This window comes from Streptomyces sp. SID3343, assembly GCF_009865215.1.
Classification (GTDB): domain Bacteria; phylum Actinomycetota; class Actinomycetes; order Streptomycetales; family Streptomycetaceae; genus Embleya.
This window is the reverse complement of the sequence record NZ_WWJX01001646.1, coordinates 1-22,258: the sequence shown is the minus strand read 5'-3', so window position 1 is coordinate 22,258 and position 22,258 is coordinate 1. Positions and strand designations below refer to the sequence as shown.

Below are 22,258 nucleotides of genomic sequence, written 5' to 3'. Positions count from 1 at the left end.
GGAGTCGATCGACTTGGCCCTCGGTGAGATCCAATCGCTCGGGACGATCCGAGCTGTTGGGGTCTGCCGGGCCCGCGGTGGCGCCGAGCATCGCGCCGGCGATCTCTTCCGACAGCCGGGTATCGGTTCGGAACCGGTCGGCGAGGTCGAGGCCCTGTTCAGCTGCGGTCGTGTCCCACCCGGTCTCCGCTTTCAGCAGCAGCCACATCCGGGCCTGGTCCGGGTTCTCGATCGATGGGCGGAATCGGCGGTTGGTGTCTTCGGCCGCGTCGAGGCGGCGGGCGTTGATCTGCGCGTGGATCGCGACCCAGGCGAAGGCTGCGGCTCGAGGAGGGAGGGGAGTGGGAGGCGCGTCGTCGAGGTCGTGGACTCCGCTCTCCTCCCATATACCGGCCCAGGCGTGGTCTTCCGTGTCGACCCAGTCTTCGCGTTCTCGTGCCCAGGCCAGGACCTCGTGGCGCAGGTGGCGTCTCGCGCGGATCGGCAGCAGCGGTCGAGAGAGCAGGGTCAGGGCTTGGAGTCGGGCCTGCACGGGGTCGTCGGCGCGTCTCCACAGGCCGACGGCGGCCAGGCGCTGATTGATGTCGCCGAAGCGGATTCCGGCGCGTTCGCAGGCGCGAGCGGCTTCGAGCCACATGTCGGCGCGGGCGTAGGTGTCGGTAAGGGCAAGTGCCGCCGCAGCGCCGGTGTTTTCCCAGCGGCGCAGGACGCGGATGGCGGCGGTGGTGTCGCCTTGTGCGGTCAGCGCGGCAGCGTGGTGGATGTCGTAGGTCATGGGGGGCACGTGGCCAAGGTCGCGCAGCCGTGTGAGGTCGGAAAGCGGCCATACGCCGAGGGCGGCCAGTTCCATGGCCGCAGTCACGCGTTGTTCGTCGTCTTGTGCGGCTTCGGCGGCCGTCGTCCAGGCGAGGACGCGTGCCTGGTGGTCCGTGGCGGCATCGGCTTCGAGGGCGATGGCGGCGAGGTGAGTTCGTAGTCCCTCGTCGTCGATGCCTTGTTCGATCTCTCGCGCGAGTTCCGGTCGACCGCTGCGGTACGCCAATCGTGCCGCGTCCAGGCGCAGCGCCGGGTGCTCCAGTTCGTGCGGGAGGGCTTCTCCGGCTGGTTGCGCGATGGCGGTGCGCAGCGCCCCGTCGGTGTCGTGGTTGGTGCTCCGGGCGTGCAGGAGGATGTGGGCGGCCCTGCCACTGGGTCCCGACCAGCGGCGGATCTCCGCTCGGGGCGGCCAAGGCCAGGTGATGGGCCCGGTGGCCGTCCAGAAGGAATTGGTGGGGTGCTCCTCGGGCGTTGCGGCGCAGCAGGGTCTCCGCCAGATTCGTCTGGAGGTCCGGGTCGGTGGGAGCGAGGGCCAGCGCGCGTTCCATGAACGCCTCGGCTTGGTCGTGGTGTCCTGCGGCGCCTTTGGCCTGGGAGATGAAGGCCAGGACGGTGGCGTCGCCGAAGACGGTGCGGTCGTGGGCGTCGAGGGCGGTTTGGACGGGCGCCGGGAGTCGGGTGGGGTGGTGGCCGTTCGCGTCGGCGAGGGATCGGACGACGGAGGCGAGTACCGGGCTGTGTTCCCGGGCGGCGTGCAGGAGTTCGTCGACACGGTGGGGGGCTGTTCGATGGCCGGCGCTGCGGCCAGTGCGCGCAGGCGGGCGGCGCGGGCAGGTTGTCTGGCGGCGTCGGCGGCGGTTTCGATCGTGCGCAGCGCGGTGAAGCCCAGGCGGTGGGCGACGGCGTAGGCCATGATCGTGCTCGTCGCCGCCGAGGCGTCGGAGTGGCCTGTGAGAGGCATCCAGTGGGGCGGGTCGTCGAGCAGGCGCGTCACGACGTCCTTGGGCTTGGGCGCGTGGGCCAGGTGCGTCGCGAGGGGCAGGGCGTGGGGGCGGTTGTCGGCGTGGGCGCGTAGGAGGTTGTCGCGGGCTTCGCCGGGCAGCGCGTCCAGGGCGGTCTGGAAGGCGTCGCGGTCGGGGGCGGTGCGTGCGGGCAGGCCCAGGATGTGCGCGGAGGTGGGGTCCAGGGTCTGGGCCGCGGGAACGTGGATCTTCCAGTGCTCGCCGGTGTCGACGAGGGTCGTCTCGTTGACGTGTTGCCAGTAGACGAGTTGCGTCCTGGGATCGACGAGGGCGATCACCACGGGTAGGGAGTGGCCGCGCCAGTAGTCCGCGTGGGGGGTTTGCAGGGGAACCACCATCCGGTGTCCGTCGGGTACCGGAAGAAGCTCGGCCCGGACTTGATCTGCATGGCCGGGAGTCGGCCGGTGGCGTTGCGCGCGGAGGTTCCGTCGGCGCTGTCGTCGACCACTTCGAGGTGCGCGTCGATGCCGACATCGCTTACCTGTTGCTCGCGAAAGAGCCATCCCGGCTCGCTTACGCGCAAACTGACCAGGCTGACGCCTCGACGGTCGGTGTCGTGGTTGGAGTCGATGATCATGTTCGCCTGCCTTCGACGCCCTCGACCAGGTCGCGCGCATGTCATGGGACTCACGATCGGAATCCTCGAAGGCTTCCGATCATGCCGGCACACGGCGGATGTGATGCGTTGTTTCGGCCGGCGATGGTCGGTCGCAATGCGGAAGTCCTGTACGCGACACGGGCGCACAGGACTTCCGCGTTCGGGGGGGTTACGGCGCCGGCTGCTTTGCCGCTCGTGCGGGCGCACGGCCAGGTGTTGCCTCCAAAAGCCCCAAGCGCCGAGTCGTCGCGGGGTCAGGGGCGGTCCGGGGGCAGGGCGGTCGGATCGGTTCCGTCGTCGGCGAACGCGTGCTTGCGCAGTATGCGGGCGCGGTCGCGCTTGGCCCACAGGGGGTTGAGGATCGCCAGTACGAGTATGGCGATGAAAACCCACCGCGTGGGTCCGTGCTCCGCCGCGAAAGGGTTCCATCCGGGTGTGCCCAGGTTCATGACGAGTGTGATGCCGCCCCACACGGCCAGCACGTTGACGATGTTGCGGCGGAGGACGAAGAAGCGGCCGAGGGCGTCGTCGCGGACCCACATGCGGTGCCGATAGGGGACACGCGTGCCGCTGAGGCGGTAGGCGAGCCAGTGATGGGGCGCGGGCCGGTTGCGCAGCCGGGTCGTCAGACCGCCGCGGACGATGTCCCAGGAGTCGCGTATCGAGGGGCGGGTCGCGCCGGGTGGGGCGGCGTCCAGCAGGGTGCCGAGGAATTCGGCCTCTCGGGCGGCCCGGTAGCGGGGTGGGTAGGCGTGGAGCAGCAGGCGGCAGCGGCTCTCGTACGTATCGTTCATCGTCCTGCCCGGGTGGTCGCGAAAGGAGGGATGCCGAGGCGGCCCGTGGCTCGTCGGGCGAGCTGGGCCAATCGTTGGGTTTCGGTGATGAGGACCCGGCGGCCCGCGCCGGTCAGCCGGTAGTAGCGGCGGAAGCGGCCGTCGACGACCTCTTCATGGTCGGTCGCGAGCAGGCCGTCGGTGGCGAGCCGGTCCAGTGCGCCGTACAGGGTGCCCGCGCCCAGCCGGATTCTCTCGTCGGAGAGTTCGTGGACGGCGGCGATGATCCCGTAGCCGTACAGCGGCTCGGGGGCCAGTGCGAGCAGGATGAGGTAACTCTGCTCTCTCAGCGGCTTCATGGTCGCCATATATATCACTCACCGATATATGACGGCACCAGGACTGTCCCTGGGTTCAGCGCAAGGCGGGCAGGGGCGATGGGTGCGGGGCCGGTCCGCTGACCGTCGAGCGCGCCCGCACCACCGGGCACCGGCCCCTACACGCGCTCCTGGACACCCGGTCCTCCGCTTCACGCCGGCCGACGGTCGGTGGCTGCGGCTCGACGCGCTCGCACTGCCGGCCGGCGTCACCGGCGTATCCCGGGGACGAGTCCGGGTAGACCGAAAAGGCACACCGGCATGATCGCGAGCGCCATCGATTCGCACAATCGATCCACGACCTACCGTGGCCGACGAGCGGTTCGCCGACGGGGCGTCCAGTCTCCAGGTCCCACACCCGTACGGTCTCGTCGAATGAGCCGGTGACGGCCACCGGGCGGCCGTGCAGGGTCGTGCACGTCACCACCGTTACATAACTGGTGTGTCCGGTCATGGGTTCGCCGATCGGCCGGCCCGTGATCAGGTCCCGGATGCGAACCGCATGGCCGTAACCGGCGGTCACCGCGACCGGCCGATCGTTCAAAACGGTGCACGCCATCGCGGCGCATGTGGGGAATACCGGTTCTTCGGCAGGCCGACCGACGGCCCGTCGGCGGGGTCCCATACGCGCACGTCGGAGTCCTCGGCGCCTGCGCCCAAGGCGACCACGGGGCGGCCGTCCACGACAGCACTCGCCACCGCCCGGACCTGCTCGTCCTCCGTAATCGGGTTCCCCGCCGGTGCACCGGCGGCCGTGTCCCACACCCGCACGGAGGTGCACACCTCAGCCGGGTTTGAAAAACCCCATGCCCGGCATCGGGTTTCGGGCCGATGATGTTCTTCTGCCCGTTTCCCCGCCACTGTCTCGGCACCGGGCGTGGAGACTCTCATGCCTGATAGGGCCTTCCGGTTGACGTTCGATCTGATCCGCTGCACGGGGTGTGGTGTCCGGCGAGTGCGCGACGTGCTCTTCCGGACGATGCAGGCGGTCGCCCGTAACGAGCTCGGCTCGGCCGAGCGCCTTGCTGTCGCGGTCCGCACGATCCTCGCCGAGCGGGCCTTGCTCGCGGCGGCGCCCCGCCACCGTCCCTACATCGGGTCCGTCGACGCCGCGGACGCCACCGTCGATCTCCTGGCGCGGATGATCCGCAGCTACCTCGACGCGCTTCGTGCGGACACCCCGCTGAAGGCTCAGCTCAGAGCGTGTTTTTAAAGGCTTGTCGTGAGTTCGGATCGGTTGGATGATCCGGATTGGCCGACGGCCTTGGCCGGGAGCGCAGAGTTCTTCAAAGGTCGTCGAAAAGAGGAACCCGCTTCGGGCGCGGTGTTCCGGCGAACCGTTGTGAGGAGATCACCGCGTGAAAAACCTGAGCGAAGTGCTGGAAGCGCTGGACGCCCAAGACACCCGGACGCGTGACATGGCCGCCGATGGGCTTGGCGACCTCTTGCGAGGCACCGCCTTGTCGCAGGCCGACGCCGAACTGGCCGTGGCACGGCTGGTCGCCCTCTTCGTCCGCGACGCGGACCACGGAGTTCGGGAGGCCACGCTCAACTCGATCTGCGAGGCGTTCAATCGCCGCCGACTACCCCTACGACTGTTCGGAGACTTGGTCCCGATCGAGCCGACCCTGCAGAACGAACTTTTGGTACACACCCTCTGCATCCTCGGCTCGACACAGGATCCCGCCGCCGAAGAGGCGATCAGCCCCTTCGTCACCCACCCCGACGCTTGTGTTCGGGAAGAGGCCGCCCTTGCTCTCGACGAGATCCGTGCAGGTCGAGGGCCCCAGAGCGCACCCCCGATCCACAGTCTTGACGATGGCGGATGTGGTTCGAAGTGCCGTGGCCGCGCAGGGTCGGCCCCGTACGGTCAGAGCGTGCTTTCGAAGACGACCGTTCAACCCGCGGCTCTGCGTGCCCCGAGGCGGCACTGACCTCGCCGGAGGCGGGCCAGTGAGCGTGTGGGTGTCGATGGCTTCGAGGACGGAATGGGTCGGGGTTCCGTGTTCAGCGCGAGCTCGGCGGTTTCTTGGTCCAGGAGTCGGTTCGGGGGCCTTTGCGGCTCAGGCGTCTGGTCATCAGGGTGATGAGTGACCAGTTCAGGTGGGCTTCGCCGATTTGCGGGAGGCGTTCGTAGTCTCGGACGTTGCGGCGGACTCGCATGATCCAGCCGAGGGTGCGCTCGACCCGCCGGCGTCGGGGCAGGACGACGAACCCGACCGTGTCCTTGGGGCCGGGAGACGATCCCGAGGGTCATCCGGAGGAAGTCGTCGACCCAGGTGACGAGTTGGCCGGAGTAGGCCGAGTCGCCCCAGATCTGTGTGATCTGCGGTTGGGTGAGGCGGATGCGCCGGAGCATCTGGTGGGCCGCGTCGCGTTCGCTCATGTCGGCGCCGGTGACCATGATCTCGACGGGCAGGCCCTTGGTGTCGACGGCGAAGCGTCTCTTGCGCCCGTTGACCTAATGGGCGGCAGTTGGGCACGGCTGAAGCCCTGCCCGTCGCCGGCCGCCGGCGTCAGCACAACGTCCTCCGTTGATCCGGGCCCGTGAGCCCTCAAAGAAGACTGACGTGTGCCGGCGCTCGCCGTCGGCGACGAGCGCCGCCCTGCGATCACCGATTATGATCATGGTTCAAGCCCCCTGCGGGGACCACCTCCTGCGTGATCAGAGCCATCAGCTCCGTTCAAGACCGAGGGCCCCGCAGGTCGCTGGGGTCATGAACGACTGATCGGATGTCGGGTCACCGAGCCCTTCCATTAGAGAGACGCATGCCCTGCACGGCTTTGACCAGCTAAAACGCAGGAAGCAGATGAGAGAACTGGAGCAAGTGAGAGTGTTCTGCGGCATCGACTGGGCCAGCGACCACCACGACATAGCCGTTGCGGACGAATCGGGCGCGCTCAAGGCCCGGGCCCCTATCGACGACACCATCGACGGCATGAACGAGCTTCTCCAGATACTCGCCGAACACGGTGACACCCCGGAAACCCCCATCCCGGTGGCCATCGAGACCTCGCACGGCCTCCCGGTCACCGCGTTGCGCGCGACCGGCCGCTCCGTGTACGCGATCAACCCCATGGCCGCCGCGCGCTACCGCGACCGACGAGCCGTCACACGCAAGAAGGCAGACCACCTCGACGCCCTGGTGCTGGCAAACATTCTCCGCACCGACGCCGACGCCCACCGCCGCCTCCCCGCCGACGGCGAGCTCGTCCAGGCCGTCGCAGTGCTCGCACGCTCCCAGCAGAACGCGGTCTGGGACTGGACCCAGGCCGGCAACAAGCTGACATCACACCTGCGCGAGTACTTCCCCGGTTACCTGGCGCCGTGAGCAACCGCCGCGAAGGAATCTTCCACCCGATCGCCCGTGTCCTTCTGGCCGCGGCACCGACCCCGCAGGAGGCCTCCAGACCCACCCGCGCCCAGCTGCGGGCCCTGGTGAAGAAGGCCGGCCGCAAGAACACGATCGACGCCGAGGTTGAGCGCCTCTTCACCGCCCTCAGAGCGCCAATGATGCACCAACTCCCTTTGGTGGAACAGGCTATGGGCAGGCAGACACTCGCGCTCCTGCGCCAGCTCGACGCCGCATGCACCAGCGCGGAAGACCTCGCCGAAGCCGCCACCGAGGCGTTCCAGGACCACCCCGACGCCGAGATCATCACCAGCTTCCCCGGCCTCGGCCCACTCAGCGGCGCCCGGGTCCTGGCCGAGATCGGCGACGACCGCTCCCGCTTCGTCGACGCCCGGGGCCTGAAGGCCTACGCGGGCGCCGCACCCGTCACCAGGGCCTCCGGCAGGAGCACCGTAGTCATGGCCCGCAGGGTCAAGAACCGGCGACTGGCCGGGGTCGGCTACATGTGGGCCTTCTCGGCGCTGTCCCACTCAACCGGAGCACGGGCCCACTACGACCGCCGCCGCGAAGCCGGCGACCGGCACACCGCAGCCCAGCGCAACCTCTTCAACCGCATGATCGGCTGCCTCCATCACTGCCTCACCCGGCGCACCCACTTCGACGAGGCCGTCGCCTTCCCGACGCCACGAGAAGCCCATCCAACCCTGGCGGCTTGACGACTCTTCCGCATCGATGTCTTCTTCCCCGTGTCGTAGCCGCAGCTGTCCCTGCCCACCGTCTCGGCGGCCTCGACCGACTGCGAGTCGACGATCAGCGTGACCGGGTGCGTCGATGACGCTCAGGAGGAGCCGGGCTGTAGCTCGGGGTTCCTCCGAGGCGAGGTTGTGCCCGGCTGCGGCGCGATTGCGGTTCCAGTCGCGGGCGAGGCGAGGTGTGGGGGGCGGCCGACGCGGCGGTGGCTCCCAGGCGTTCGCAATGCGATGGGCATTGTGGCCGATCAGTCGGCAGGGGATCGACGCGGTGCGTGCGAGAGGTCATCGACGGAGTCAGGGGTGATCACCTGCGGGACTGACACCCGCCTGTTCCGGGATGCCCGGCGCGGAAACGGCTCTGGATTCGACGCGGGCGGTTCTCCCCGCGCCCCTCACGGGACTCGGGTGGCCGGCTGATCGAAGTGTCGAAAGGTGAGGCTGACGCGGCGCCCGGCCGTGCGCTCGCGCGGGACGGCGTGGGTCCAGCCGCGTTGGGTCACGGCCGTCATGAGCATCAACGAGCCGTGTGCGAGCGTGAATTCCCTCTCGTGCACACGATCGAGGCTACGGAACACCAGGCGGCGCGTTGCGCCGAGGGAGACGATCGCTATCGCACTGCCAGCGGCGAGGTCCTCGTACGAGTCCTGGTGGAAGCCCATCGTGTTGTCGCCGGTCTCGTACAGGTTCGCCAGGCAGTTGTTGAACGGATGACCGGCATGCGCCTGGGCCCGGGCCGCGACCGCGGCGATCCGAGGGGGCATCGGTGTCGGCGCGTGGCGCCGGTCCGCATAATTGTATGGCACACCGAAGCTGGCCGTTCGCCGCGCCCGCATGCGGTCGTCCCAGACGACCCCGGCCGAAAGAAAGGCCAAGTCGGCGTCGGGGTCGGCCGATACGCCGGCGAGAAGGCGAACGTCGAGCGGTGGTGGTGCCATCGTCTCTCCAGATGAATACCACCACGGTGAGTCGTGGTGCGTGGTCATCGCCGATGATCGTCCATGTCCGCGTCCAACTCACAGGGATTTTCGACGCCGGCCGATCCTGGGCCGGAGGGTGCCCCTGTGTTTTGGTCAAGCGGTTCGACCGAGTTGAGTGTAGGTGGAGGGCGTTCTGGGCCTGTGCGCCATGGGGTGGTAGCAATGTGCAGGTCGATCTCGTCGATCAGGCCGCGTTCGAGCAGTTGGAGGCCGAGTGTCGGGGAGAGGACCCTGAGGGGTCCTTGCCGGCGGCGGGCCTCCAGGCCAATGCGTACGGCCTCGCCCACGTCGCAATTCAGGAACGTGACGCCGTCGGCGGGCGTGGCGTCCTCGGGATGGTGGGTGAAAACGAAAGATTGGGCCGTTCCAGTCCTCGCTGTAGGATCGGGCACTCGGGTCGCGGCCCCAACTGCTCCGCCCGCCCGGGACCGCGCCGGTGGTCTCGATGTACTCCTCTTCCACGCCGTCGCGGCCGGTGACCCCGGTTCAGCCAGTCCATGGCGTGGTTCGGGCCGCCACGAACCCGTCCAGCGACATGCCGAAGCGGAAGAGGACCTTGCCGGCGGCCTGTTGCGGTTCGAGATCGAACATCCGAAGCTCCTTAGTTCGTCGTGTCGGCGCCAAAAGCGTCCGCTTCACAGGCGGACCGGACGGGCCCCAAACCTCATCGCCGTATCCCGCACCGTTCGGTCGCCGCGGACACGGAGCGACCCGCGGTCGCCGACCTGCTGCGCTCCGAGGCCCACCCAGACCGCAACGGTTCACCCGGAGCGTACGCGCAGGACCTCGAAGTCCGCTCCGGAGGCCGCGCACGAGTCCAAAGGGCGACGACACCACCGCCTCCACAAGGGAACCGTCCCCGGCACGGGCGCGTTGTCCCCTCCCCCACACCGGCGTCGGCAGAGGACCCGCGCGGGTCTCCTACTCCGGCCGCGGATCGCACGCCGACATGGTCCACGACCACGCCAAGGTCTGGGAGATCCTCCGGGGAGCCCCCGACCGAATCCTCCGCCGCCCCCTGCACCACCGACCACGAATGCGCCACCGACACCCCCTGAGGTCCACCGCCAAAGGCCCCGAATCACGTCGCCGGCTCACCACCGACGCACTCGTCGCGGCGCGCGACATCTCGCCGCCGCAGGACATGGCGTCGGCGGGCAACGCCGCGTGCGACAGGCTCCTGCGGACGTTGACGGACCACGGTCGCTCGGTGCGGATCCCGGTGGGCTGCCTCGCCGCCGAGGCCGAACTCTCGCCCCGGACGGTCCTTCGCCACCTCGAGCACTTGGTCCAGGCACGCCTGCTCGAGCGCCCGCGCCCGCCCCGGCCCCGACCACTACCGGCTCGGCCGCCCGGAGTGCGCGTGGCGGCGCAGCGGCGGCAGGCTCACGGCGAGCAGGGGCAGTGGTCGCGTGCGTTCTCCGGGTGTTCCCCTGGGGGTAAGTCCCCGAGACGATCGCGGTGTTCGTGCGCATCGTCCCGGGAGTTTCCCTCCCTCGCGAGGACGATGACGCGGCTCACGGTCGAACGGAAGGTTTGGGTCCGTCAACCCCCCTCGGATCTCGGGAGGAACAAGCGTGTCCGTCTCTTCGCGTGCCCGTCCGGCCCACGGCAGAGCCATCGACAGCATCATGAAGCACACGTTCTGCGGCAAGTCCGGCTGACCGGAGCCCGCGCGTGGTGGGGCGGGGCCGCGTCACGCCCGTGACGACGGCCCCGCCGCGATCCCGAGACAGGGGGTCGATGGACGCCCGCCCGGTCTGTGCGTGGGAGGCCCCGGGGGTTCGGCCTCTCGCGGGCGCGGGACCCGGCGGTGCCGGCCGACCTGGGCCTGGACGACATGGAGGCGGGTGTGCTGGGGAACCTGCCCGCGCGGGTGCAGGAGTTCCTCCAACAACCGTTCCTGGGCGGGGACCAGAGCGTGGTCGCCGAGTGGTAGTACGAGGAAGACGTCGGTGTGGGCGCGTCGTCTCCGAATGCCCAGTCACTCCGCCTTGGGCCGCTTGTCACCGAACAGGTGGAACAGCCCGCGCCGGCTGCGGCGAGGGCCGATCGGTGGACTCGCACTCTCGCCGCAGCCGATGCGTTTTCGGGAGCGCGAGGGGCACCTGACAGTCCCGCGCAAGCACGTCGAGACCGTGAACACGGCGGCGACGCGCACCCGCTCAAAGTCGGGGTCGGCCTCGTCAACGCGTGGCAGCAGCGGGCCGCCCTCCCGCCGGAGTGGCTCGACGCGCTCGCCGCGCTCGGCGTGCGCTGGACCTGAGAGCGGGGCACCGGGTTCGGGCGGGGGCGGCGGGCTCCTCCACCGCCCCGCCCGGAAACCTCACCACTTCCCGGCGGGAACCTCACACACCATTCGGGATCGAGTTTCGTCCAGGAGCCCGCCACTCGGGGGCGGTACGCGTCAGGGTGATCGTCGATTCATCGGCTGTGGTCATGCGCCCCGCTGCGAATTGCGGGTCGTTGGTCGCCAGTTGTCCGGCGGAGAAAGCAAGCAGAGGGATCACCCGCGCGAGCGCGTCGCGCAGGTCGGCTATGTGGATCACGGATCTCGGCGTGGGCGGGCGACCTGGCCATACCGGGTCTCCTCGGAACAGGCACTCGGGTGTCGTGAGGGCGTGGTCGATGGTGTCGAGCAAGACGGGCAGGTTGCGTTCGCACTCGCCCCTGGCGATGCTTTCCGGCGCCATCGCCGCGCAGGCCGCCGCGGCCGCGACCGCCGCGTTGCGGACCGGGCCGAGCCGGTTCCCGCCGAACCACAGTCCACCCAACGCCGACACCAACGCCGACACCGACAACACCCCACACACACCACCGACACACCCACACGGAATTTCAGTAATACACGCGGGCGCTCGTCAGCGAAGGCCAGGGGTGGGAGGCATCCCAGCCGGATGGCTCGGCACGACGAAGGCTCCGGGAACCGAGGTTCGGTTCCCGGAGCCTTTCGTATATCGACGCAGTCGCCCCGGAGGCCGAAAGACAGTCGACACGGACGGCTCTTGTCCCACGACGCCGACCTCTACCACGATCCCGTCGGACGGCCGATCAACGGACCGAAAATCCGATATGGACGGGCAACCCGCGGCGGCCAGGCTCCTGGGTGCTGTTGGGCAGGACCTCGGCCGCGGGCACGATCATGGGGATCCGCAACCTTCATCCCGCCCGACAACCACAACTCTTCCGGTCCGCCTTCGGATCAGAAGATGTAATAGTTTTGCCAGCCGTACCCGGTGCGCTGGAAGCTGCTGAAGCCGGTCGGGCCGGAGCCCCACGTCACGTACATCGAGCCGTCGCCGGTGTTCTGGTAGCTCCAGAAGTCGGATGTGCCGTCGTTGTTGGCGTCCGTGGCCACAAGGTGCGGAGTCGTCGTGCCCGGAAGCCCGCTGTCGATCAGGACCCGATGGCTGCCACCGAGACCGATACCGGCGGTCGCGCTGTTCTGCTCGACGCCCGGATAGAGGAAGAGTTCACCGGTGTTCTTGTCGCGCGCCCACAGGTCGGGATACGTGTCACCGTTGACGTCGCCGGGGGCAGCAAGTGTCATCGAGTCCCAGCCGGAGGAACCGATCAGGACGGGCTCGCGATTGGGGTAGTCGAGGATGAGGCTGGGGCCGGACCCCTGGTAGAGCCAGAGCAGACCACCGCTGCTGACCACGAAGTCGGGGTAGCCGACACCCAAACCGGTATCGTCGCCGGTCACATTGCCGATGGCGAGGATCTGATCCGCGTTCTGCAGGTGGTCGTTCGCGGGGTCCCGGAGGGCGAACTCCTGCACACCGGTGCCGCAACTGATGCAGCTGTAGCCGTCGCCGTTGTTCGGATGCAGATACAGCTTGTAGGCGTTGGTCACCGGGTCCCGCCGGCGGACCAGGACGTCCTCGTACTCGTCGCCGTTCCAGTCGCTGTATCGGGTCATCAGGTTTCCCTGCCAGTACTTGGCGCCGTCGACGTCGACCACTTGGCTGGACGTGCGCGCAGGCGCGTGAGTGCCCTGGCCGGTGCCGGGATAACGGCGCAGTTCCCCGTCCGGGGTAACCGACAGGAGGTCGGTGTTGCCGTCACCATCGAGGTCGCCGGGCTTGTCCGTGAAGCCCTGCCGGTTCGCCCAGAAGCTGTAGATCGCAATGTCCGAGCGGTTGCCCGCCGCATCCTTGGACTGGACGTACAGGTTGAGTGCGCCGTTGAGGGCTACCCGGATATCGAGGGAGCGGTCGCACCCGGTGCACGGGGTTCCCGCGGTCTGGTGGTTGCCGTCCCAGTCGGACCAATATTCGAAGTCCTCGACGTCGGCAACACCGTTGGCGGAGAAGGTGAACTGCCCGGTCTCACGAGCCTTGCCGGTGGTGGCGGCGTCGGCGGTGAACTTGGTCGACGTCACCTTCGGCACTTCGGAAGGCCGGGAGCGATCGACGACGAAGTGACAGACCGGAGCCCAGGCCGAGACGTCGCCGGCGGGATCCTCGGCGCGACTGAACCATGAATACGTGCCGGTCGGGAGCAGGTTGGTCGGTACGTTCAGCGTTGCGGTGCCACCGCTGGAGACGGCGACCCGGGTGTCGACGATGTTCGGGTTGTCACCGATCCTCCACAACGCGAAGTGTGCGTAGACGGTGCCACCGTCGGGATCCTCGACGCGAGAGTTCAAGCTCACTTGGGTGTCGCCGATGGTGCCGAACGGCGGATTCTCGCCACAGGGGGTCCAGGGGTTGGTGGCGTAGGAGGTGGGCGCCTTGGGGACGGAGTTGTACTCGGTGGACATCACCGCACTCGACGCGACGAACTTGGTCCAGGAGTTGACGGTGCTCTCGTCGTCGGCGCGCAGGCCCAGCGACCATGACCACCAGTGGTTCGCGGCCGCCGATCGTGCCGCGCTGGTGACGTCCCACTCGACGGGACCGCTGGGGCAACTGCTTCCCCCGCCCGATCCGGTCCTGGCGGTCGCAATCTTGTTGGTCCACCAGCCGGTCGTGTTGTTCCACGTGACCGAGGCGCTGATCGAAGGTGTGTCGTAGACCGAGATCGCCTTCTTGGTGCACGACCAGGAGTGATCCGCCCTGATGCGCAACGTGGACGAGGCGATCTTGAGATCCCACAGCGGCCGGCTGTCCATCTGGAAGAAGGAGCGTGCGGTGCCACCGGTGTCCGACTCGTACCCGACGCGGGCGACGGCGGTCCAGGAGTTGCCGTCTCCTTCGTTGAAGTTGGCGCCGTTCCAGTACGAGGACGCGGGGTACGGCTTGTAGCCGAACGTCCAGTTCTGCATGGAGCCGCCGAATACGGGATCGATCACGACGGGGAAGACGGTGTCCGACGCGGTCAGCAGTGCCCGGTCGGGCACGATCTCCAGGGCGCCGTCGGCGATCCGAGCCGGCATCGCGGTGGTCGGGCCGGGGTCGGCGTCGGTCGCGAGCGACGTGCCCAGGCCGGCGGAGCGAGCCTGAGCGGCGGGCTTGCTGTCCCACATTCGGGGTTGAGAACCATTGAAGTACTCGCGGCCCTGGGCATCCAAGGCGCGCAGTGTGCCATCACCATCGGTTTTGACGTCCACGCCGGCAGTTCGGGTGGCGAACCTCAATGCGCCCAGCTTCGGGTTGCGGGCCGCCTCGGCGTTCTTGACGATCAGTTGTTCGGAGAACGAGTCCACGTCGGCCACCACTACCAGATCCACACCGGGCAATACCTCGGTGTAGGTGGCGACGTTGGCCTTGAGCGTGGGCTTGGGTAGCGCGGTGTCCCATGAGAAGGCGAGCTTGCGACCCTGGTTGTTCAGCTCGACGATCGGCTTGCCACCGCCGCCGGAAAACGTCATCCCGATCGTCGATGCGACGGGCTGCACCGAACCGTCGGCGGCGAATACCAGAGTCGCGTCCACCGGTACCCACGTGCCCGAGCGCTTCGTGCGCTGGGGGCGCAGGGATTGTTCGACGGTGAATGTACCGGTGGGGTTGGCGAAGACCTGGGTCGCCTCGGCACGCAGCGAGCCGACCTCGGTCCGGCGACCGGTCCGACGCGCCTCGGCAGCGGCCTCGGGCTGAGTGGCCTTGACGTTCGGTTCGGCTGCCGCCGTGGTCGTTGCGGCGGCCTCGGTCGGGGCCGGCGCTCCGGCAGCGGCTCCGGCGGGAACGGTGAGCAGGCCGAGGCCCAATGCCATGGTCATCGCCATTGCGACGGACGGCCATCGACTTCGGGAAAGCGGCGGGCCGTGCGCTGTCTTCGAATACACGGGAAACTCCGGAAAGAAGGCAAATACGGGAGGGGAAAACTATCCCGTTCGTTACCAGGAAGCGATTGTGATCTGTATCACGGTGCTTGACGATTCCCGAGACCCCCGAAAGAACGACCGAGGGCGCGAATCCATATTTCTCTTTCTTTGCCCGTTTTGAGGGTGTCGCAATTCGCCTGGGCGGGCTGGACGAGTCGTTGGAAAATCGACACATCGTCACCGGGGTGGCCTTTTGACGCGAGTCGGCAACCAACCGGACACAGGAGTTTTTCGATGTGACGTAGAACACGTAATCGAGATCGTCATCCGGGAACCGGCTCTTGAGCGCGACCGCGTGATGACGTTATGTTGCGGCCCGTTGATCACGCGGCCATCGCTCACCGTGTTGCCCGGCAGAGCGATCCGTCTGTTCCAGGCGGGGCCCCGGCCGGGAGCAACCCTGGAACCGGGAAACAAGTTGACTGGTCACACTTCTCGATCATTCCGCAATCGACGTGGTAGTCGAACTTTGGCTCGATTGTCCGCTGCGGCCGTGTCCGCCATATTGCTCTCTTCGTTGTCTTCCGGTATGTCGCCGGCCGCAGTCGGCGACAATACCGGCACAACGGCCGCTCCGAATCCGGCCAAGGATCCACCGGTCGCCGTGCGAAAGGTGGAGGGTAAAGGCTCGCCACCCGCCACTGCTCAGCCGTTCAAACCGGCCGTGATTGCGTGGCCGGAGAGCGAGAGGGTTCGGGTCGAACTGGCCGGAAAACGGCTGCCCGGTACCAGGGCGGTCAACGCCGAGCCGACCAGGGCCGGGAAGCTCCCCGTACGGATCGGCGCGGTCGAGACGACCGGGCGTTCGTCGACGGTCGGCGCGCTCGACGCCGTCACGGTCGAGAGCTTCGAGCGCTCCGCCGCCCTCAAGGCCGGCGTCGAAGGCATGTTGTTCACGGTAACCCCCACGCTCGGCACCACCGGTGTGATCGACGTCGAACTCGATTACGCAGGCTTCGAGGGCGCCATGGGTGGTGGCTGGGGATCCCGCCTGACCTTGGTCCAACTGCCTGCCTGCGCGTTGTCCACGCCCGAGCTGCCCGAGTGTCAAAGACGTACCCCGCTGGCCGCGCGCAACGACGGCCGGCGCAACACCGTCTCGGCCCGCGTCGATCTGAGCAAGGACGCCTCCACCGGACCCGTTGTGGCCAAGCCCGTCTCGCGATTCGCCACCGGCGGTATCGTCCTGGCCGCCACCGCGCAGGCATCGGGAGCCACTGGCGACTACACGGCGACCACGCTCGCGCCGTCGGGATCGTGGAGTGCGGGCGGCTCCGGAGGTGGCTTCTCTTGGAGTCAGCCGATCGCCACCCCCGAGGGGCTGGGCGGCCCCGAGCCCGACCTCGCACTCTCGTACTCGTCACAGGCGTTGGACGGGCGTTCGGCGATCTCCAACAACCAGGCCGGCTGGGTAGGCGACGGTTGGGAGCTGGCGAGCAACTACGTCGAACGCAGTTACACGCCGTGCGGCGAGGACATGGGCAACGGGGCGGGAAACACGGTCAAAACCTGGGATCAGTGCTGGTTCAGCGACAACGCGACGATGTCGTTGAACGGCAAGTCCACCGAACTCGTCCACGACGCGTCGGGCATATGGAAGCCCGCCGCCGATGACGGCTCGCGGGTGGAGAAACTGGACAACGCCTCCAGCGACACCGCGAACGGTGACGACAACGGGGAGCACTGGCGCATCACCACCGCCGACGGCGTGCAGTACTACTTCGGGCTCAACCGTCTCCCCGGCTGGACTGCCGGCAAGCCCGAGACCCGCTCTGCCTTCACGGTTCCCGTCTACGGGAACAACCCGGGGGAACCGTGCCACAAGAACGGCGACTACGCCGGCTCGTACTGCCAACAAGCCTGGCGGTGGAACCTGGACTATGTGGTGGACCCCCGCGGCAACGCCATGGCCTACTACTACAGCCAGGAGAAGAACCGCTACGCCCGAAACTTCACAACGAGTTCGGGGCAGGGGACCAACACCGAGTACGTGCGCGGCGGTTGGCTCGATCGCATCGAGTACGGCCTGCGCGCGGACAACGTGTTCGCCACCGCGCCGTTGCTGGTCGGGTTCGACGTGACCGAGCGCTGCACGCCCACTGGCACGATCACCTGCGACCCGGCGCAGCTCAAGACCGATCCGGATCCGAGCAAGGACACCACCAAGTACTGGCCGGACGTGCCATTCGACCAAAACTGCGACGCGGGCAAGAATTGCCTGGGCAACGCCGCGCCGACGTTCTGGTCGCGCAAGCGACTTGCCGCTGTCACCACCAAGGTCCTGGTCGGCAACACCCATCAGGACGTGGACGTGTGGACGTTGGGCCAGACGTTCAAGCCGACCGGTGACAACGCGACCGAGGCCCCGCTGTGGCTGCAGTCGATCACCCGTACCGGCAAAGCCGGTACGGGTAATCCCGTCGTCATGCCACCGATCACCTTCGAGGGCGTGCAACTCGACAACCGCGTCGACGGCCTCAACGACGGAGCCCCACCGTTCATTCGCTGGCGGGTCAAGTCCGTGTCGACCGAAACCGGTGGTGTCACGGCGGTCGAGTACTCGGCCAAGGACTGCGGCGTCGGCAACGTACCCGCCCCGGAGACCAACGGCAGACGCTGCTACCCGACGTTCGCCCAACTCGGCGGCCTGCCCCAACCGGTTCTGGACTGGTTCCACAAGTACGTCGTCACCCAGGTACGGGACGAGGACACCACCGGTGGCGCGCCCGCCAAGGTCACCGACTACGAGTACGTCGGTTCGCCCGCCTGGACCAAGTCGACGAACGAAATGGTCAAGCCCGAGCGCCGCACCTACTCCGACTACCACGGATATTCGACGGTCAAGATCCGCACCGGTTCCGGCTGGGACCGACGCACCCTGGCCGAGAGCACCTACTTCCGCGGACTCGACGGCGTCCAGGTCCTCGATTCCGAGAATCGAGCCGTCGCCGACCACCCGACCTTCCAGGGGATGGCACGCGAATCCCGTACCTACGACTATGACGGCGGCCCCCTGGTGTCCGCCTCGACGAGCCAACCGTGGCACTCGGCCGCGACCGCCACGCGTACTCGCCCGGGTCTGCCGGACCAGGTCGCGATGTACACCGCGGTGGAGCGGGAGACCACCCGCACCGCTTTGGCCGACGGAGGATGGCGCCGCACCGAATCGAGCAAGACATACGACCAGTACGGCATGATCACGCAGCTGCTCGATGCCGGCGATTCGGCCGTCACCGGTGACGAGCGTTGTACGCGTACCGAGTACGCGCGCAACGTGGGTGCCAACATCCTCGACACGGTCTCACGCGTCGAAGTCGTCGCCGTCGACTGCGCGACACCGCCCTCGCGCCCTCACGACGTCGTTTCCGACACTCGAACGCGCTACGACCTCGGAGCGGTGGGCGCCGCGCCCGGCAAAGGTCTGGCCACGGGCACCGAGACGATCAAGGCGGACGGCTCAGGCACGCAACTGACCAACCAGGTCGGATACGACACCTACGGTCGCGTCGTATCCACCAGGAACGTCTTCGGCAAAGAGGCGATCACCACCTACAGTCCCGCGTCGGCGCAGCAGCCGAACAGAGTCGAACTCAAAGATCCGCTGGGGGCCGTCACCGCGACCGAGTACGACCCGCGTCGCGGTCTGCCCACGGCCGTGATCGACGGCAACGGCAAGCGCACCGACAATGTCTACGACGCCCTGGGCCGTATCACGGCGATATGGGGACCGGGATGGAGCAAAATCGGCCACGAGAACTTCCCCACCGCGAAGTTCTCGTACACGGTCGCCAAGGACGCTCCGGTGGTGACCACCTCCCAGGAGCTGATGCACAACTCTGCCTACCGAACCTCCTACGACATCAAGGACTCGCTGCTGCGGGCGCGGCAGACCCAGGAGGTGACTCCAGGCGGACGACTGATCGGCGAGACGTTCTACGACACCCGCGGCTGGACGTCCCGCGTGTTCAACCCCTACTACGCGACCGGGTCGCCTCAACCCCAACTGGTGACCGGCGATCCGTACGGGGTTCCGAACGCCGCCTGGAACGAGTTCGACGGACTGGGCCGGATCACCACCGTGATCAGCAAGTATCTGGGTACCGAGAAAACTCGCATCTCCACCATCCACGGCGGCGACCGCACCACGGTCGTGCCACCGCCGGGTGGTATCGCGCAAACCACGCTCATCGACGCGCGCGGCAACACCACCGAATTGCGTGAGTACACCAACGCGGACCGTACGGCATGGCAGTCCACCTCCTACCAGTACGCCGACCGCGGCCTGCTGACCAAGGTGACCGACCCCGGCAACAACGTCTGGACCTACGCGTACGACGTCCGCGGCCGCAAGATCGAGATCGCGGACCCGGACAAGGGGACGTCGTCGATCACCTACGACGAGGCCGACCGGCAACTCACGTCGACGGACTCGCGCAATGTCACGCTGACCTACGACTACGACGACCTCGGCCGCAAGGTCGCCGTCCGCAACGGCGCAACGGTCCTGTCCTCCTGGGTGTTCGACACCGTTGCCCGAGGACAGGTCTCCTCGACCTCGCGCACCGTCGACGGACGCACCTACACCGCCACCGTGACCGGTTACACGGACCGCTATCAACCGACCGAGACCACCCTCACCATCCCGCCGAGCGAGGGCAAACTCGCGGGTAGCTACACCTCGAAGTACTACTACAACGATCGCACCGGCGCTCAAGAGATGGTGGACCTGCCGGCCGTGGGCGGTCTGCCCGCCGAGACGATCCGCTCCACGTTCGACAACACGACCGAACTGCCCGTCAGTACCTCGGGCTTGATCTCGTATGTACAGAACACCCTCTACGACAACTACGGTTCGGCCGTGCGCGTCGACATGAGCATCTCCGGCAAGCGGGTCTACAAGTCCTACGGATACGACCCGCACACCCGCAGAATCGTCAGCAGCAAGGTGACGCGCGACACCCTGCCCGTCGAGGTCACCGACACGGCATACGCCTACGACGCGGCCGGTAACCTGACTCGCTCGTCCGAGGTCCAGGGCGCAGGCGCGGGAGCGGTCCACACCGACACCCAGTGCTTCGGCTACGACGCGCTGCGCCGGATGACCGACGCGTGGACCGCGACCGACCAGTGCAACCGGGCACCCCGAACCGGCCAGAACGGCAATGTCGGAGGGCCGGACCCCTACTGGACCTCCTACACGTTCGACGTGGTCGGCAACCGCAACACCGAGACCCGGCACGGCCTGGCGGGCACCGCCGACACGCTCGACAGCTACACCAACGTCGGACACAAGGTCAGCTCGGTGGACACGACGGGTCCGGGCGGCACGACCACGAACTCGTACGGCTACGACGCTGCCGGCAACACGAGCACACGTGGGCTCGCAGGCAGCGACCAGACGCTCACCTGGGACCAGGAAGGACACCTGGCCAAGGCCGTCGAAGGCGCGCGGGAATCCACGTACACCTACGACGCGGACGGCACCAGGCTGCTACGTCGGGACACCGACAAGACCACGCTCTATCTCGGTGAGACCGAGCTGACCTGGACCAAGTCCGACGACAAGGTGTCGGGGACACGCTATTACAGCCATGCCGACCAGATGGTGGCCCAACGGGTCGCCAAGCCCACCGGCGGCACGACGATCACGTTCGTGGCGGCCGATCCGCACGGCAGCGCCGACACCGTGATCGATGGAGCCACTCAGCAGGTCAGTCGCCGCAAGCTCACCCCGTTCGGCGCGCCCCGGGGCAACCAACCCCAGCAAGGCACGGCTCCCGGCCAGTGGCCGGACGACAAGGGATTCCTGGGCAAGCCCAAGGATGTCACCGGGCTCACCCACATCGGCGCCCGCGAATACGACCCGGGCATCGGCCGGTTCGTCTCGGTCGACCCCGTCCTCGACCAAACGCGTCCCGCACAGATGCACGGGTACACGTACGCGGCCAACAACCCGATGACCTACAGCGACCCCAGCGGCCTGGACTACTGCCCCAGTACCGAGTGCAACCACTACGACCCCGGAACCGTCGAGACCATTCGCGGCGAATCACACGAGGAAGCGGTTCGAGACGTCGAAAGCCTCAAGTCCCAGCGGCGTGCCCTGGGCCTGCCGGTAGGCAAGTCGACCCGAGCCGATGCGGGCCTGCCTCCGCCCAAGCGGGACAAGCCCAAGAGCGACCAGCCGAGCAAGAAGAAGAGCTGGCTGGAACGCAAGGCGAGTCAACTGGAGAAGGGATTCACCGACAAGGTTTCCGCAGGCGCGGACTGGGTCGGGGACAAAGTGTCCAGCGGAGTGAACTGGGCGTACGACAAAGTCGACGGCTGCCTCTCGGCGGACGCCATGGCAAGGTGCCTCGACTCGGCCTTCGCTCCCACCCGTGCATGGATCTCCGACCATCGAGGACTACTCGCCACAGTCGGCGCCACCGCCGGCTGCTTCGTTCCGGCCGTGGGCTGGGCCGCCTGTGCGGGCCTGCAGGCAGCCGCCTACGGCGTGCGAACCGAGCAGACGATCCATGACGAGGGCGGCTTCAAGAAGAACTGGCGGATGATCGCCTTCGACGGCGTGGTGACCGGAATGAGTGGTGGCACGGCCGTCGCATTGCGATTCGCCGCGATTCCCAAGGCCGCGCCATTCCTGCAAGGCGCCACCGGCAACCCGGGTTTGCTGGATCTGGTCAAGCGGACTCCGACGACCATGGCCGGGTTGCCGATGAGTAGATTCTCGGTCTTCCAGGGAGCGATGCCGTTCCACCCCGGCTACATGCTCGCCGGGAGCGTACCGACGATAATCAACGCCGTTCGGAAAATGAACGAGTAGCGGTGCTGTGCGGGCCCGCGGCGCGCGTTCTCCGCGCGCCGCGGGCCGTTCGTCCGTGAGGCTTCGATGGTCGTGATCGTGATCGCGATCGCGACGGAGAGGAAAGTGGCATGGGCCATCCAGAGACGTTGCGGAGTCCTTGGCGGTTCGCTGTCGTCGGACTCGGCCTGCTGATGTGTCTGATCGGACTCGCGACCGCTTCCGCGCACACCCTCACAGGTGCGATTTACTTCGCGACAGGCGCCGTCGGGGTCGTGCAGGGTCTCCTCTGCGGAGTCCGGATCCTGCCCAAAGGACTGGTGCATCGCGGGGTGGTCTCGCGTCGGACCATCCGGTGGGACGACATCGTCGACATCAACACCGGAGCCGCGGAGGGTTCGGTCACCCCGTCGAACATGCCGAAAGTGATACTCGCCGACGGCCGCACCGTGGGCCTGAGTTGCCTGGCCGGGCATGCGACGAGTGCGACGCGTGATTCCCGCGTACAGCTACAGACCAC

General features: G+C 67.6%; 11 protein-coding genes and 2 pseudogenes. 6 read left to right on the top strand and 7 right to left on the bottom strand.

The window, feature by feature from the left end; all coding sequences use genetic code 11:
• From GT354_RS52390 to GT354_RS52375, 3 genes and pseudogenes are all read right to left on the bottom strand, one after another.
• Nucleotides 1-2,415 (bottom strand): annotated as a pseudogene (locus tag GT354_RS52390) (DUF4365 domain-containing protein); the annotation flags it as partial.
• A gap of 275 nt (nt 2,416-2,690) precedes the next feature.
• Nucleotides 2,691-3,230, bottom strand: coding sequence for a hypothetical protein (locus GT354_RS52380; protein WP_161354315.1), 540 nt, complete (start codon nt 3,228-3,230; stop codon nt 2,691-2,693).
• Entirely contained in the window at nt 3,227-3,568 is a 342-nt protein-coding gene (locus tag GT354_RS52375) for a PadR family transcriptional regulator (protein WP_161354316.1), read from the bottom strand. Before GT354_RS52375 ends, GT354_RS52380 begins: the two co-directional genes overlap by 4 nt.
• Nucleotides 3,569-4,475: 907 nt before the next feature.
• Here GT354_RS52375 and GT354_RS52370 point away from each other — a divergent pair.
• Entirely contained in the window at nt 4,476-4,799 is a 324-nt protein-coding gene (locus GT354_RS52370) for a hypothetical protein (protein WP_161354317.1), read from the top strand.
• A gap of 73 nt (nt 4,800-4,872) precedes the next feature.
• Here GT354_RS52370 and GT354_RS52365 read toward each other — a convergent pair whose 3' ends face one another.
• Nucleotides 4,873-5,115, bottom strand: a complete 243-nt coding sequence (locus GT354_RS52365; protein ID WP_161354318.1) for a hypothetical protein — start codon at nt 5,113-5,115, stop codon at nt 4,873-4,875.
• 1,281 nt (nt 5,116-6,396) lie between these two features.
• Here GT354_RS52365 and GT354_RS52350 point away from each other — a divergent pair.
• Nucleotides 6,397-7,655, top strand: a pseudogene (locus tag GT354_RS52350) (IS110 family transposase).
• A 428-nt stretch (nt 7,656-8,083) separates the two neighbouring features.
• On the opposite strand, the gene GT354_RS52345 reads toward GT354_RS52350, so the two are convergent.
• Nucleotides 8,084-8,626 carry an alpha-ketoglutarate-dependent dioxygenase AlkB gene (locus GT354_RS52345; protein ID WP_161365620.1) on the bottom strand — a complete coding sequence of 181 codons (543 nt, stop codon included), beginning with the start codon at nt 8,624-8,626 and terminating at the stop codon, nt 8,084-8,086.
• A 1,855-nt stretch (nt 8,627-10,481) separates the two neighbouring features.
• On the opposite strand from GT354_RS52345, the gene GT354_RS56250 reads away from it, so the two are divergent.
• On the top strand, nt 10,482-10,607 hold the full coding sequence (locus tag GT354_RS56250) for a hypothetical protein (RefSeq protein WP_272924068.1): 126 nt from the start codon (nt 10,482-10,484) through the stop codon (nt 10,605-10,607).
• A 78-nt stretch (nt 10,608-10,685) separates the two neighbouring features.
• On the top strand, nt 10,686-10,934 hold the full coding sequence (locus GT354_RS52335; RefSeq protein WP_237536311.1) for a hypothetical protein: 249 nt from the start codon (nt 10,686-10,688) through the stop codon (nt 10,932-10,934).
• Between the two features lie 82 nt (nt 10,935-11,016).
• Here the strand turns inward: GT354_RS52335 and GT354_RS52330 are convergent, their stop codons facing one another.
• Together GT354_RS52330 and GT354_RS52325 are read right to left on the bottom strand one after the other, a co-directional pair.
• Nucleotides 11,017-11,463 carry a hypothetical protein gene (locus GT354_RS52330; RefSeq protein ID WP_161365617.1) on the bottom strand — a complete coding sequence of 149 codons (447 nt, stop codon included), beginning with the start codon at nt 11,461-11,463 and terminating at the stop codon, nt 11,017-11,019.
• 407 nt (nt 11,464-11,870) lie between these two features.
• Entirely contained in the window at nt 11,871-14,831 is a 2,961-nt protein-coding gene (locus GT354_RS52325; RefSeq protein ID WP_161365616.1) for a VCBS repeat-containing protein, read from the bottom strand.
• A gap of 769 nt (nt 14,832-15,600) precedes the next feature.
• Between GT354_RS52325 and GT354_RS57015 the strand changes: the two genes are divergently transcribed.
• Together GT354_RS57015 and GT354_RS52315 are read left to right on the top strand one after the other, a co-directional pair.
• Nucleotides 15,601-21,759, top strand: a complete 6,159-nt coding sequence (locus GT354_RS57015; RefSeq protein WP_161365614.1) for an RHS repeat-associated core domain-containing protein — start codon at nt 15,601-15,603, stop codon at nt 21,757-21,759.
• Nucleotides 21,760-21,869: 110 nt separating this feature from the next.
• The coding region (locus tag GT354_RS52315) for a PH domain-containing protein (RefSeq protein WP_161365612.1) at nt 21,870-22,258 on the top strand (389 nt) is incomplete at its 3' end.